The organism is Flavobacterium sp. CF108 (assembly GCF_900129795.1).
Taxonomy (GTDB): domain Bacteria; phylum Bacteroidota; class Bacteroidia; order Flavobacteriales; family Flavobacteriaceae; genus Flavobacterium.
Genome location: NZ_FQWW01000006.1, coordinates 186,261 through 199,452, shown reverse-complemented (window position 1 = coordinate 199,452; position 13,192 = coordinate 186,261). Strand labels below are relative to the sequence as shown.

Sequence of the window (13,192 nt, the reverse complement as noted above, 5' to 3'; positions counted from 1 at the left end):
TTATTCTATATTTTACCTAAGATTTAATTGTTTATTAATTAAAGTTTTACGAATGCTTTTTTTAGGAAAGAATAAATTAAAAGAACAAGATGACTGCATACTTGTTTTAATAAGATTCACTTTTCAATAATTATTTTGATACTATAGTTTCATATCCTGCGGCTGCCCCATAGCTGTTAAAATAGTACGATCACCTTTGAATGGTTTTCTGCCATGAGAAAACATTAAATTATCCAGCAGCAGAAAATCATCTTTTTCCCAGGTGTAAACTATGGAGTGTTCTTTATAAAAGTTTTTGAATTCCTCTATTACTTCTGCCCCTATTTCACTGCCATCGCCATAATAGGTAGCAAATGGTAAATCTTCTTCGTCAAAATATTCTAAGACAGATGGATCATAGAGTTCTTTATGTCCAAAAAACATATGGTTAAACCACATTTCCTCACCGGTAACAGGGTGATCCTGAAAAGCAGGAAGAGTCCATTTAATTCTTAAGTGATCACTATTTACCCAAGTAAAATCATGCCCGTTGTTTTTAAGAATCTTAGCTACCTCCTCTTTATCCTCTGTTTGATAAATAGTCTGCCAGCTTAATCCTATTCCAGGAATAGTATTTCTAACATACTGGATACCTTTTTTCTTAAACTCTTCTACTGTTTCTTTTTTTAAACTGGCTAAAAGTTTTCTTTCATCTGCAATTGGTGTTTCTCCACCTATTTGTGCCGGTAATAAACAATAAAATGCAATTATTCGATTATAAATATTTGAATATGAATTTTCAGTATGCATATGAATAGTTTCGCTCTTTGGATGACTTGTAGAGGTATAAACATTACTATATACCTGATCTCTTGGCGATGTTCTATTTTTATATTCTATTGCCTGACCGGAAATAGTTGAAAATAATTCATTAAAATTTTTTGGGCTATCAATTTTAAATCCCCTTAAAAGTATTGCTCCGTGTTCCAGAAGCAGATTATTTATCTCGTCTTTATGCTTTTCGGCCCATTCTAAAGTATCTCTTTCTCTGTCAGAGATTATTGTAAAAGGATTGTCTTTTGAAACTGTTTTTATAATAATTCCTTCACCAAATTGAAATTCTTGATTGGATTTTGGTCTAATAGAAGTCTCCATAGTTTAAAAATTATGATGTTTAAATTCAATTGTTTTTATAAAAAATTGCCTTATTTTAATTTAATTGCGGTACGCTGTCGTCTAGAAAAACGCCAACATTATTTTTCTTCGCTAATTCTAAATAATGGTTTGCAATTGCAATATCAAAGACTGCCATACCCATTGGATTGAACATAACAGGCTGGTCTTTATTTAAACTTGGCAGAAAATCATTCAAAACATCCTGAATAAGCTTAACTCCATTTTCCTGCAGTCCGTTGACTTTATTGAAATTTTCAACATCTGTATTTTCTCTACAGACTTCTTCCCAGTCATCCACTATCATTCCTTTTTCGAACCAAGGGAAAACATCTGTTTTATAATCTCTTAGAGAAACATTTAAATGAAGAGAACCTAATTTTGGTTTTAAGTTTATATAAGGCACTTTTGATACTGTACATGTAATAAAGATATCTGCATCTAAATATGCTTCTTCCCAACTATTTACAACATTTACCTTATTTCTTATTGCATCAGGAATATTTTGGTTTGAAACACCGTTTAAATCATACAGCAATACTTCGTCTATAGTATTTCCAAGCAATTGACTGCACATGTTTAAGTGATACTGGCCTATTGGTCCAAAACCTATAATGCCCACTTTTACATTTTTAAGTTTTTTTAATTCCATGTATTTTCGAACAATCAAACCACTTACCGAAGCTGTTCTGATTGCTGATATTGAACCACTATTTATTACACATACGGGCTGTCCGGTTTCTGCTTCATTTAAAATTATAACACCATGTGCACGGGGCATATTTTTTTTAATGTTATTAGGGAAACTAGCAATCCACTTGATACCAGATCTGTTTATATCGCCGCCAATAAAAGCCGGCATTGCAATAATTCTATTTTGAAGATTTCCATATCTTAAATATGGCTTTATTGGCTGAGCTATGTCTTTTGATTTTATACATTGGGTTGCTGCTGCTATAACATCAACATTTTGCTCCCAGTTAAGATCAATAAGTTTTACATCATTATCGCTTAAATATATCATTTTAAAACACTTAACATTAATTATTATTTTATTGGGCCACTGCTTCTAAAGAAGCACTTAAATTGTATTTTCTAATTCTGTCACACCAGTCATCATCATAAATTGTGGTGATATATCTCTCGCCTCTATCAGCAAATACACACATTATATTAACCTGAGTATCTACCTGGTTTTCAATGAAATACTTTTTAATTGCAGCATATACAGAACCAGAAGATCCTCCCGCATACAGATTATGTAATTCTAATAATTCTCTGCAGGAACTTATAGTTTCTTCTTCGTTTACATAAACCACGTCATCTATTTTTGCATCGTTTAATATATCTGGTCTCATGCTGGAACCTATACCTGGTATAAATCTTTTGCGTGCTTTACCTCCAAATATTATTGACCCATAAACATCTACGGCTATAATTTTTACATTTGGGTACATTTCTTTAACCTTTCTTGATACCCCGGTAATTGTTCCTCCAGAACTTATTCCCATAAATAAGTAATCCAGTTTCTGTCTTGGCGCTTCAAAACAAATTTCTTTTCCTAAAGAATTATAATAAGCCTGGGCATTTAATGGATTTCCGTATTGATTAATCCAGTAAATATTATCTGTAGTACTTAATATTTCTTTGATCTTTTTAAGCCTGTTCATTAAATACCCTCCATGCTCATCCGGTTGTGTTATACAGATAACTTCAGCACCTTGCTGACGGATTAGCATTTCGTTAACAGGCAAAGTTGTCTTGTCTATTACACAGATAAATTTTAAACCATTGAGCTTTGCATATGCCGAAAGTGCAACTCCAAAATTTCCCGACGAAGATTCAATAAGTGTAGTATCTTTATTAATTATACCTTCGTTTAACAAACGGCTTATAATATAGCATGCCGCTCTGTCTTTTACACTTCCGGTTGGGTTGTAAAATTCTAATTTGGCAAAAATGTTTAGGTTTGGATTCTCATCCATCGGAATGGATATTAATGGTGTATTGCCTACCTTATTTAAAATGTTATTTATCATAATATTTAAAATCGTTTACTTAAAAAATCCTTCGTTTTTTATTTTTAATCTTATACTAGTAAAATCAAAAAATCTATTTTTTTGGAATATAAATTTCGGCCGATGAGAAATAAACAGTGTAAGTATTTTTTGTAATTAATCTCTAATTCTCAACTTTCCGAAACCAAAACTAGACGAATACGCCCTTCAATACAAATGAAGCTCGTCGAGATTTATAAATATCGAGTCGGTATTTATAAATCTCAAACAAATACACAATTAAACAACTTATTATCAATCACTTAAATACAATATTAAATTAAAATTACCATGCAGATCTGTCAAATAAAAATGAGATTTTATTAAAATATGACTATAAAAAACGGGTAGTTTTTTTGCAAATAGCCTTTTTATTTTTTGAAAATCTGTAAATTTCAAATCACAAACAGAACATAATTTTATTATGCCTGATCTTGATAAATTTTAAATTTTATAAGTCATTTTACTTGTAAGAATTCACTTTAAATATTTAGATAAAATTCTATCTAAACCTTTTTCAAACTAAAACATTTCTTATGTCCTTATTTGAATAATAAAAAGCAGCGTCAATTATGCCGCTTATCTAAAATTTTAAGAGGATTTTATTGTCCTTTTACAAAAAGAAGTTTTAAGAATTTGTAAAATGAAATTAGGCCAATAATTAAAATAAGTATCGAAAACAAGCCTTTAAACAAGAGTTCAATATTTGTAGAAATCAGATTCCAGAAGCCATTATTTAATGTATAAAGTATAAATCTGGATATTGTAGTAGGTATTGTAAGCAAAAAATAACGACATAAAAAGAAAACAAATACATACTGACCAATACTAAAAGCTAATAAAAAATATTGCAGTTTCGCTTTTCTTTTAATCAGGTCAAAAATATAAGTATAGGATTTTTTATTTAAGCCAATAATATTAAAATAATCAGAGACTATCCAATAACCATCATTTCTTATAAATGGAATTAAGGAATAAACCATTACAAAAAGATTTGTTTTTATTATAATAAGCATCAGGTAAGTAAATAAATTAAAATTTTTATTATATACCAAAAAGAGCAAAAAACAACAATTGATAAGACCTTGAAAATAAATCCCTCCCAGGTTAACAATAACCTTTTCATTTTTATTTAACCGCCAGATTCGGGTTACATTTGAATATAAAACCGGAAATATTATATAAAAACCAAAACCAATTTCTTTAGGCTCAACTTTAAAATATTTACTTGCCGCAGAATGTCCAAGCTCGTGAAAAATCATAACGGCCAGTAAAGCAAAATAAACAAAAATATAATCCGGCCATGACATATCGAACAAAGAGTGATTTCGATATTTAAAATTTAGAATAAATTGGGTAATTATTGCCGCTAAAACAACAATTATGAACAGTACATTGAAAATGTGTTTTTGAAAAAAAAAAGACAAATATTGAGATATATTTATAACTTTTTTTTCTGATAATATATTTACAGATAGTTTAATGTAACTTTTATTGCTCTTTTTTTTGTTCACAATAAAGTCCAGCTTACTTGAAGCAATACCCGAAAGTTCATCATAATCTGCTGAGCTTATTTTATAGGTTTCAATAAATTTTTCTTTTTGATGATTATTGTTTTTAAGCTCTTGCAATAATTCATAAAATAACCGGCTAATTGAAAAATAATTTTCCTGATATAATATTAAATAACTTTCATTGTTTTTTAATAATTGTATTTCATGTATTTTATTATTGTGTATCAATTTATTGCTTTTATGTTGAATAGCCTTTTTTAAATTAAAATCTGATTTTGAATTAATGACTCTACAAAATTCTTGTCTGGAATAAATTCGATTAGTTCGATTTTAGTAAGCTTTAAATTTTTACTATTCACTTTTTGCAAGAAAAAATACAGCCCTTTATTAATTTTTAATGAATTCATCGAAACGCTGTTAAACAAAAAGTAATCAGATTCATTTATATAAAAGTTATACCATTGAGAATTAAATTTGTAACCATAATCAGCCTCTTTAAATTCTAATGCATTTGCTTTAATATCAGCATCGTTTGAAATAAAAATATTTTTATTTAAAAACTCATATTGCTCTGTAAATTCAGTAAGAATATCTCCAAACATACTCCAGCATTGACTTAAAGATTCTTCACAAAATGCATCTTTATCTCCTGCTGGATAAATAGCCTTTTTAATAATAACTTTAATAAGACCATCTTCTCTATAAGAAAAAATAGGAATTAAGGGGATTTTTAATAAATGACATAAATAAGGAATACCCTTTTGAGCACTCATTTCATGATTCATGAATTTGACCTTTAAGGAGTGTTTTTGATCATTAACAGTCGTTGTGTTTCCATCCAGATAAGAAAAAAGACTTTTATTTTCTTTAATATTTTTTATCATTTTAAAGATTGATCTGGTATCTTCTGCATTTAAAAAATCAGGGTTGATTTTTAAATTTAAATCAATTCCGGATGTTGCAGGATTAATATCAGGATTCTCATACTGCACTTTTCTCTGAAACGAATAATCATCCATCACCACAGAAAAAGTAATTTTTTTCAAGGCCAATAGAATTGGAATAGTCATGTACGGTCCCATATGGAATGAGGCATAAAAAGCCGGGCCATTTAAAATTAAATTTTCTTCGCCATAAATCTTAATTTTTCCTGCGTTGTATAATGTTGAAAAATTATTAATTTCATTTATGGTAAGCCTTTTTTGTATGGAATAGTTTTTAAAAAATAAATCTTCTTTTATATTTTTTATCTTTTTACCATTGGCAGATACCCTAAGAAACTCAATCCTGCTTTCGGCGGATTCATCTTCCCATTTTAATAAATTTATTTTTTGCTCAATTGAATTTAAGTAATCTTCCATATATCATTTAATTTTATTTAAAAAACTAAACACCTATGAAACAATTAAGTTTCTTAGGTGTCTAGATTAATTACTAGTTGCCTGAACCAAAACAACAGCTAGAATTTCCATTTGGACTTTGTGGTCCATCTGCAGCATCTGCAGCAATTAACTGAACCATTTCAAGTCTTTCTTCCAGTTCGATTACTTCCAGCTCTTTTTTTAAATCTTCTAAATCATTCATGTTTTTTGATTTAAATGTATGCCTACTCTATTTAGGTTTTTCGACTTCCCCCTATTGTTTGGCCTAAACAATATTTTTGAGTTGTAAATACTCTTCTTTTCTTTTACTAAATTCTAACAATAACCTGTCTTCAATATTATACTTAATAGCAGGACATGGCGATATCCCTTCTTTCCATAATTTAGGACAGGCGCCGCCGCAAATAGGTAATATTCTGCATGTTGTACACGGAACTTCTCCATTTAAAATATCATCGTTCCATGAAGAAAATGATCTTTCTGTATTAACATATGACTCATCATTTAGTTTACCTAACTTAAATGCATGCATATCTTTATAAACATCTACCTGAGAGATTTCTGTACAGTTATATACATTACCATCTGCATCAAATACTTCAGCATTTTCGTGCAGACTGGTGCATACTATATTGGTTTTCTTACCTGGCAGTATTGCAAAAGAATGCTGTTTTTTCATTAACAGTAAATATTCATTTATTTGAAACTTGGAATAATTTTGATGTGACAATGAATTTAAATGAGCATCATTGCCCCAGGAATGTATGGGTGCGGTATAAAATGATATTTTTTCCAGAATCCTTTCTTGATCAAGCAGTTCGATTAAATCAAAGGCACTTTTATAATTTAATTCATCTACATTACATCGAATTCTTACAGCGCAATTTAATGGATCAAATCTTGGATCATTTACTATATCTTTTAAATTTTTAAAAATCAAAGCAAATGTTTTATCTTTTAATTTGGTATGTCTTCTTGCATCATGATATTCTTCTGTACCGTCCAGCGTAATTTCAAAATTTTCAATCTTATAATTTACTGCCAAATCAAAAAAAACATCCTTTTTTAGGCTTAATCCGTTGGTTATCATTTTAGCCGAATACCCGCAATTATTTTTTGAGGCTAACTCCATTAACTCCACAGATAATTTCTTTATGTTTAGCAAACCCATTAATGGCTCGGCACCAAACCAGGAAATACCTAACTTTTTATATTTTTTGATTTTTAAATTATTTGAAATTCTTTCAATAATTTTTTTGTTCAAATTATCGGTCAATTTTTTCTTTGTATGTACCTGACCGCAATATCCGCAGCCTAATTGGCAATTTGCTGATGGAGAAATAACCTGATAAAGTAAGTCATCGTTTTTAATGGCTTCTTTATTTTCCTGAATTATAAAATCTAACTCATTAAAGCTGCTCGAAATCAGTATTTTATTTTTTAATAATTCATTTAATGAAGTATTGTCGATCTTATCGAAGAAGTTATTAATTAAGATATGATACAAATCCTGTTGAATTAATATCATAGTGGTTGAAATAGTAGAGTAAACTAAAACGTATTTATTTGATATAATAGGCTGGGAAAAAACTAAATAATCTGATAACTTATATTTCATTTTTAAATATTTTTTGATCTTTCATGGTATTCCCATCCAATATTCAGGTTAAAAAAAACAGCAGAGATGATTCACAGATTTGCATTTAATTATAAAAGCAATTCATAATTATAATTAAATCTTTATTTAAAAATTGTTTGGATTTTTTAGCGTCTTCTAAGCAATTTGTAAACTGCAAACTCTATTTATGGATTATTTTTCTGTAGTAAAACTAGAGGATGGCAGCAAACAAAACAAAAACTAGTAAGCCAGATTTATAAATATCGAATCGATATTTATAAATTGCCTGATCACCCCATTGTGCAGCCTTTCTGCGACTATGCTTGACAACTTCAACTTTTTTTTGTTTTCAATCATAAATTATCATAATGAGATAAATATTGTTTAAAGAAATAGTAATTATATTCTTATAATCATTGATTAATTGATAAAATACTTTATTTTTGAAATCCGATTCTTATAGTAAAATGTATGCTTAAATCAGAAATAGATTATAGTTTTTTTCCATCCTTTATTGCCCGAATTCCTATTCACCCAATTAGTTTCTATAAAAATCTTACAAATGGATTTGTAATTGAAGAAAGGGTAATAAAGGAATTGTTAAATGATAATCAAATTAAGGAATCTCTATTTGTAGCATCGCCAGAACTATATAAAGAAGTACAAAAATGGATTTCATCCGAAAATTATCCCACAGATAAAGGTCAAAAAATCAAAATTTCGTTATTAAAGTATTTTGTCCGGATGTCAACGAGATGTACTCCCTTTGGACTTTTCTCAGCGTGTGGTTCTGGAAAATTTGGTACTGAAACAAAAATGAATATTGAAAATGCAGGGTCCTTTTATAGAAAGACCCGTTTTGATATGCAATTCATTGCTAATTTAGGGAACGAACTACAAAACAATTTACTGATCCAAAATAATTTGCTTTATTATCCAAATAGCACTTTATACAAATTAGGTGATTATTATAGATATGTTCAATATATATTAAACCAAGACAGCCGTAATTACTCTCTTGAAGCAGTAAAACGAAATGAGTATTTAGATTTTATACTAGAAAAATCAGTTTTAGGAATTTCTAAAATTGAATTAACTCATTTTTTAAAATCAGATGAAATAACTGAGACTGAGGCAATCGACTTTATAGACGAATTAATAAGTAATCAAATTCTAGTTTCAGAATTGGAACTGACACTTACCGGAGATGATTTTTTAAATAAGTTACTTAATTTAAGTGATTCGCTGGAACAAAACAAAAAACTTAATTCAACAGCAGAAAAAGAAAAACAGTTATCTGAAAATAAAACTATCAAAAGCGGCTTACTTCCGGATCTGAAAATTTTGTCAAAAAAACTATCACAGATTGATGAAGCGCAAACAAAATCCATATCATCTTATGAAAAGATTGTTCAAATCATAAAAGATAAAAACCTTTTGTTTAATGAAAAATATCTGTTTCAAACAGATTTATTTCTTAATTCGAATGAACTCCAATTAGACGGAAAATATAAAGGTGATTTATTAAATGCCATAAAGCTTTTAAATAAAATTTCTTCAATACCTAAAAAAACATTTTTAGAGAATTTTAAAACCGAATTTATAAAACGTTATGATGGCGAATCTATACCATTAGTAACGGCGTTAGATTTTGAAACCGGAATTGGGTACGGATCTGACAATGGAAATTTTGATGTGTCACCTATATTAGATGGTTTAGGATTAAAACAGGAAGGGAATATTGATGATAAAACTATTTTAGGCCCAGTAGAAAAAATAATTCACTATAAATTTGAGAAAGCAATAATTGATAATGAAAAAAGTATTGAATTAAATTTTATTGATTTTAAAAATATTGATTTTTCTAATCAAAATCTGCCCAATACATTTTCCTGCCTTTTTGAAATTGTTAAAGAAGACGAAAAAGAATGGATTGTAATTCAAAACATAGGAGGATCTAGTGCTGCAAATTTATTTGCAAGATTTTGTTATGGTAATGATTTTATAAACGCTTTTGCAAGTGAAATTACAAAACATGAATCAGATAGTAATGCCAATGCAATTATTGCAGAAATTGTTCATCTGCCAGAATCAAGAACCGGAAATGTGCTAAGAAGACCGACTTTCAGATCTTATGAAATTCCTTATTTGGGACAGTCAAATTTAGATTCAGCTAAACAAATCCATATTACAGATATTCTATTAAAAATAAAATCCGGCCGTTTAATTTTATGGAGTAAAAAACATGGAAAAGAGATTATTCCAAAATTAACCAATGCCCATAATTTTTCATACAAGGCTTTACCTATTTACCAGTTTTTATGTGATATGCAATTTGAAAATTGCAAATCCGGGATAGGAATTAAAACAGATAATTTAGAAAAATTATTTAATTATTTCCCAAGGGTAACTATTGGAAATTGTATTATTTCAAAAGCCAAATGGATTTTCAGCCATGAGAAGAATCCTGTTTTTTTCAGGAATTTAAGCTCAAAATATAAAATTTATGAGAAAAATATTTTTAGTTTAATTGCAGATATTTCTTCAGCAATATCTAAATCACTGCCACAATATATTTCACTGGTAGATGGAGATAATACTTTAATTATAAATACACAAAATTCGACTTGTGTTGAAATGCTTTTATCAGTTATTAAAAATCGAACAAAATTTATATTAGAAGAATATTTATTTCCATCAGATAGAATAGTTAAAAGTAAAGATGATTATTATGCAAACGAATTTATAGTAAGCTTGAAATGGGAAAAACATGGATTTTAAAACAAAAAGATTTTTTATCATTGGTGAAGAATGGGTCTATTATAAAATTTATTGTGGCAGTTACTCAGCAGACCGAATTTTAGTTAATGAAATTTTAATAATTGCAGATGAACTATTTGAAAAAAAACTTATTGATGAATGGTTTTTTATAAGATATAAAGATCCTAATAATCATCTTAGAATACGTTTTCATCTAACTAATCTGGATGCATTTCAGGAAGTAATAAAATTTATAAACGAGCATTTATCTAAATTAATTAAAGATCAGGTTGTTAATGATTTTTTTCTGGCTAATTACAAAAGAGAATTAGAAAGATACGGCGGAAATACAATTGTTGAAGCAGAAAAATTATTTTATCACAATAGTAAAAAAGTAGTTGAATTAATTAGTTGTACAACACCTGAATATGATGAAATAGCCAGGATTTTTAGTTCACTGCAAATGATTAAAGACCTGCTGAAATATTTTGAAATACCAATAGAAACTTGTCTGGAGTTTGTACAGCATGTGTCTATGAAATTTAAAACCGAACATAATGTAAAAAAAGAAAATACAAACAATTTATCCCGGGTGTATTTAAAATACAAACCAGATATTTTGTCATTTCTTGACAATGAACAAGACCCGGAATATTTAGATGGACTTACTGAAATAATAAAAATTAATAACGAAGAAATAAAAACTATAAAAACAATTCTGAGTAAAAGTCATAAAAATCCAAATATCAATTCTTTAGATTTAATTACTTCTTTTATTCATATGAATATTAATAGAACATTCAGATCGAAACAAAAAGAATATGAATTGTTATGTTATGATTTTATGAGCCGATATTACAAATATGTTATACATAAAAAAAAATGAAAAAAATTACTTTAATCTTATTGCTTGCTATTAATGGAGTGATTTTCTCACAACAGAATAACTTAAAGAACATAAACTTAAAAGAATTAAGTTTCAAAGAGTTAGATGAAAAAATAGAAAATTCAGCGTCAGACTTAAATCAAAAAACAGCTTATATTGATATTTATTATAAAAAAGCCCGGCAAGTCAATGATGTTTTCAGGATTGCAGACGCTATGTATTATAAAGCTTTAACTCACAGAGGGAAAGCGATTCAATTAAAATATGCAGATTCTATTATTTCATTGACAAAAGGTAAGTCTGATTTTATTTATCCGGCAAAAGCTTATGTATTGAAAGCTAATTACTTTCAAATCAACCTTAATTTAAACCAAGCATTAAAATATATATTGATTGCTGAAAAGCTGTCTCAGGAGAGAGGCAATTTTGAGCAGAATTTAATAATTAAAAGATATATTGGGTTAATTAAAATTGAATTAGGAAGGCCAGAAGAAGCTTTGCCCTTATTTGTCGAGAACTTAAATTATTTTAAGGACAAGCCAAATAAAAAAATCGACGTTATTTTTATTAAATGGGTCCTTGCAGATATTTATATAAGATTAAATAAAGAGGATGTTGCATTGAATTATATAAATAATGAATTAAAAACACTTCCGGTTACTAATCCATATTACCCATACTATATAATGTATAAAGGGATATGTTTGAATCTTAAAAATGATTTTAATCAAAGTAAAACTTATCTGGAAAAAGCTATAAGCTTAATTAAGAAAACTGATGATACTTCAAACTTAGCTATTTGTTATTATTATAAAGGAGAGAATATCTTTAAAAGCGAAAAAAACATTGATAAAGCAATGCTTTATTATGAAAAAGTCGATTCCATTTTAGTTAAAACAAAACAATACTCTTGTGATATAAAAGACAATTACATCCGTTTAATAGAAATTTCAAAGATTACTAATAATGATAAAAAACAATTATATTATTTAAACAGGCTGATAGAGATTGAGAGCTATTTTAAAGCAAATAATGTAATACTTTCAAATAAAATAAGTAAAAATTATGACACACCAAATCTTTTAATTGAGAAAGAAAACTTAATTAAAGAGATTAAAAATGAAAATATTTTTCACACTATTATTTCTATTTTATTAATGTTAGGACTTGTATTTTCTATTTATTACCTAATAAAAGTAAAAAACAAAAATAAACTCTTTGAACAACGTTTTAATGAATTAATGCAGGCTCCTTTACTGGAAAATTCAAACAATGAAGAACAAATTATTCAAATAAAAAACAATCAGGAAGAAAAAACAATTGACCTGCCTATTGAAATGATAAAAGACATATTAAAAAAGCTGTCAGAATTTGAAAATAAGAAAGGATATTTAAGACTAAACTTGAAACAGACAGATCTTGCCAGAGAATTTGCCAGTAATAGCAGCTATTTATCTAAAATTATCAATTTTTACAAAGAGAAAAACTTTAGTCAATACATTAATGATATGCGTATTGATTATGCTATTTCAAGATTGAAAAAAGATAAAAAATTTAGGAGATATACTATAAAAGCTATTTCAGAAGAGGTTGGCTTTAGTAATTCGGAATCTTTTGCAAAAGCATTTTACACAAAGACAGGACTACAACCTTCATATTTCATTAAAAAAATAGAAGAAACAAAAAATAAATTATCCGCATAGTTCTGATTATCAATGATTAACAACCTAAATCATCTACATTTATAAATGTAGACAAGTACTATTATTTTAAATTACTTCATCAATATACATTTGTATCAAACTAGTATCAACTACAAATAC

Annotated in this window: 10 protein-coding genes; 3 read left to right on the top strand and 7 right to left on the bottom strand. The window is 28.0% G+C overall.

The features are described 5' to 3' along the window. Window positions 1-141: 141 nt before the first annotated feature. From BUE10_RS17370 to BUE10_RS17345, 7 genes are all read right to left on the bottom strand, one after another. A complete protein-coding gene (locus BUE10_RS17370) occupies window positions 142-1,134 on the bottom strand; it encodes a TauD/TfdA family dioxygenase (protein ID WP_073487125.1) in 993 nt (330 codons plus the stop codon). Between the two features lie 55 nt (window positions 1,135-1,189). Beyond that, on the bottom strand, window positions 1,190-2,176 hold the full coding sequence (locus BUE10_RS17365) for a 2,3-diaminopropionate biosynthesis protein SbnB (RefSeq protein WP_073487123.1): 987 nt from the start codon (window positions 2,174-2,176) through the stop codon (window positions 1,190-1,192). 28 nt (window positions 2,177-2,204) lie between these two features. Further along, window positions 2,205-3,191: a 2,3-diaminopropionate biosynthesis protein SbnA gene (sbnA, locus tag BUE10_RS17360; protein ID WP_073487121.1), complete on the bottom strand. Its 987-nt coding sequence runs from the start codon at window positions 3,189-3,191 to the stop codon at window positions 2,205-2,207. A gap of 620 nt (window positions 3,192-3,811) precedes the next feature. Further along, a complete protein-coding gene (locus BUE10_RS17355; RefSeq protein WP_073487119.1) occupies window positions 3,812-4,951 on the bottom strand; it encodes a hypothetical protein in 1,140 nt (379 codons plus the stop codon). 29 nt (window positions 4,952-4,980) lie between these two features. Further along, window positions 4,981-6,084, bottom strand: a complete 1,104-nt coding sequence (locus BUE10_RS17350) for a lysophospholipid acyltransferase family protein (RefSeq protein WP_073487118.1) — start codon at window positions 6,082-6,084, stop codon at window positions 4,981-4,983. Between the two features lie 73 nt (window positions 6,085-6,157). After that, window positions 6,158-6,307 carry a hypothetical protein gene (locus tag BUE10_RS24040; protein ID WP_159439066.1) on the bottom strand — a complete coding sequence of 50 codons (150 nt, stop codon included), beginning with the start codon at window positions 6,305-6,307 and terminating at the stop codon, window positions 6,158-6,160. 63 nt (window positions 6,308-6,370) lie between these two features. Then, window positions 6,371-7,723 (bottom strand): radical SAM/SPASM domain-containing protein, encoded by a 1,353-nt coding sequence (locus tag BUE10_RS17345; protein WP_073487116.1) that lies wholly within the window; start codon window positions 7,721-7,723, stop codon window positions 6,371-6,373. A 471-nt stretch (window positions 7,724-8,194) separates the two neighbouring features. On the opposite strand from BUE10_RS17345, the gene BUE10_RS17340 reads away from it, so the two are divergent. Genes BUE10_RS17340 through BUE10_RS17330 form a run of 3 tightly spaced genes read left to right on the top strand, consistent with a single transcriptional unit; the run spans window position 8,195 to window position 13,072 of the window. Beyond that, complete coding sequence (locus BUE10_RS17340) at window positions 8,195-10,504, top strand: lantibiotic dehydratase family protein (RefSeq protein WP_073487114.1); 2,310 nt, start codon at window positions 8,195-8,197, stop codon at window positions 10,502-10,504. Beyond that, entirely contained in the window at window positions 10,494-11,369 is an 876-nt protein-coding gene (locus tag BUE10_RS17335) for a thiopeptide-type bacteriocin biosynthesis protein (RefSeq protein WP_073487112.1), read from the top strand. The genes BUE10_RS17340 and BUE10_RS17335 overlap by 11 nt, the downstream gene beginning before the upstream one ends. Further along, entirely contained in the window at window positions 11,366-13,072 is a 1,707-nt protein-coding gene (locus tag BUE10_RS17330; RefSeq protein WP_073487110.1) for a helix-turn-helix domain-containing protein, read from the top strand. Before BUE10_RS17335 ends, BUE10_RS17330 begins: the two co-directional genes overlap by 4 nt. Window positions 13,073-13,192 lie beyond the last annotated feature (120 nt).